General features: G+C 37.9%; 4 protein-coding genes. 2 read left to right on the forward strand and 2 right to left on the reverse strand.

Features of this window, described 5'->3' with window-relative positions; all coding sequences use genetic code 11:
* The coding region (locus DMC01_RS12265; protein ID WP_185908943.1) for a restriction endonuclease subunit S at positions 1 to 326 on the forward strand (326 nt) is incomplete at its 5' end.
* Between the two features lie 78 nt (positions 327 to 404).
* Here DMC01_RS12265 and DMC01_RS12270 read toward each other — a convergent pair.
* Entirely contained in the window at positions 405 to 722 is a 318-nt protein-coding gene (locus DMC01_RS12270; RefSeq protein ID WP_142694469.1) for a hypothetical protein, read from the reverse strand.
* A 202-nt stretch (positions 723 to 924) separates the two neighbouring features.
* Between DMC01_RS12270 and DMC01_RS12275 the strand changes: the two genes are divergently transcribed.
* The gene (locus DMC01_RS12275; protein ID WP_142694470.1) at positions 925 to 1,146 is read left to right on the forward strand and encodes a hypothetical protein; all 222 of its coding nucleotides are present in this window, start codon (positions 925 to 927) and stop codon (positions 1,144 to 1,146) included.
* A 125-nt stretch (positions 1,147 to 1,271) separates the two neighbouring features.
* Here DMC01_RS12275 and DMC01_RS12280 read toward each other — a convergent pair.
* Positions 1,272 to 2,091: restriction endonuclease subunit S (locus DMC01_RS12280; protein WP_185908944.1), on the reverse strand; the 820-nt coding region annotated here is incomplete at its 5' end.

Genomic DNA, 2,091 nt, shown 5'->3' on the forward strand with positions numbered 1-2,091 from the left:
ACGCAAAATTGCAGTTAAGCCCTTATTATTGTTCGCAAAATATCAATAAACTAACGCCAAAATTTAAATTCAACAAAAGCGTTATGTATTTTTTCGTAACAATCATACAAAAATTCATCGCAAAATATGACGGACAGCAAGGTGGCTATAAACTAGACGAGTTAAAAAACCACATTGCACAAATTCCCACCCTCAAAAACGGCGAACTAGCCTTTGAATTTATGGAAATTTTCATAAAGGCAGTTTTAAAAGAAGTGATTAAAAATGTGGTTTTATACAGCCAAAAATACACAAACACCACAAGACAAGTCGTTGAAAAGGGCTAAATTTATTTAATAAAAACAAGCATTTAAAATAAGGCAAAGCCTTAAATGCCTTTTAAAACGTCTTAAATTCACAAAAATTCACACCATTTTGTCATTGCGAACCTTGCGAGAAAGCAAGGCGAAGAATCCACACCTTAATTTTAAGCACCCTTTGCCATTCGTGGATACTAGCACACGCTCAGTATGACGATGGGGCATCATTGCGAGGCTTGATTTTATCAAGCCCAAGCAATCCAAAAAAATACGACTTAATTTATAAGCGACACCAAAAGCCCTCTGTCTTGCGAAAGTGGAGTTTTCCCTATAAAGCCCCCAAGCCTTGCGGAGGGGATTTGCTTCGTAAGGCTTGCAACCCGTTGGGTGGGTGAAAAAACACAAATAAACAATGAAATCCAAAGTAAGCCTAACAATTTACAAAACTCTTTAAATTTCTGTCATACTAAGGGAGTGCGTAGCACGACCGAAGTATCTCAAATTTCAGAATCAGAGATATTTTTGCTTTGGATACCGCCTTGCAATCCGCTCTGTCGCTACGCTTAATATGACAAAATAAGTCCCTCCATTACGAGTGAGGGATTTTAACCAAAAGTCTCCCTTAGTGCGGAAGGGGCTAGGGGGTGGGTCATTGCGAGGCAAAGCCAAAGCTTTCCATAAACCTTGTCATACTGAGCATTGCGAAGTATCTAAAAATTCTTGTCATACTGAGGCAAAGCCCGAAGTATCTCAACAATTCCAGAATCTACAAAGAGATATTTCGGTTGTTTCACTCCCTCAATATGACAAAGAAACAAATTCCCCTCCCTTGCGGAGGGGGATTTAGGGGGTGGGTCAATTTACAATTTTAAGAATCTAAACTAAGCCCTTATGACTTAAGATTATAAATCTAGCCTTGTTTTTGTGCATTTAGATTCCATAATAACAACACTAAGCCTATTTAGCCGTGATTTATGCCTTAGATTCTATAATGTCTTTGTGGGCTTGGATATTTTTTTCACTCCATAAAACTACATTTTTTATCACTTCTTTTTCAACTGCCTTTATGAAAATTTCCATAAATTCAAAGGCGATTTTGCCGTTTTCACTCACAGGCAGAATTATTTTTGTCTCATTAAACACTTGTTCAAAATCCCGCACAAGCACACCTTGAAAGGCTTTTTGTGATTTATTTAGCCACGCTATGAAAAAGTGTGCGATTTTTTGATTAAAGCCCTCAAATTTTGGGTAGCAAGTCTTAGTAAATTGCCCTGCGTAAAAATCTTTTGCCATATAGAAAAACTGCATCCCAAGCATTCCTACGGCAAGTCCTCCGCCCTTGATTTTATGTGCTTCATCTAAATAATCCACATATCCGCTTATGCCGTTATTTTCGCAAGTGCGCGTGAAGTATGGATACTCGCCATTTTCGCTAAAATTAAAGCTGTCTTTGTTTAACTGCGGATTTGACTTCACGCTAAACAACTCGCCTATTTTAAATTCGCGCCATTTTAGGCTTTGTGGATTGCTACGCAAGGCTTTGCCTTGCTCGCAATGAGGAGTGGCATTTTGTGAATTTTCAAAGATTTCAAGGGCTTCAAAGGCTTTTAAGGCGGCTTTTTCTTTGTAATTAAGCTTATAATCTTTTAAACCCGTTACGCTCAAATACGCTTCTAATTCTCTTATCCTTTCAGCTTCTAATTCTCTTATCCTTTCAGCTTCTAATTCTCTTATCCATTGTTCCATAAATTCAAAGGCGATTTGTCCGTTTTTGAGAGTGGGGAGTTTGATT

Origin of the sequence: Campylobacter troglodytis (genome assembly GCF_006864425.1) — a bacterium.
Classification (GTDB): Bacteria; Campylobacterota; Campylobacteria; order Campylobacterales; family Campylobacteraceae; genus Campylobacter_D; species Campylobacter_D troglodytis.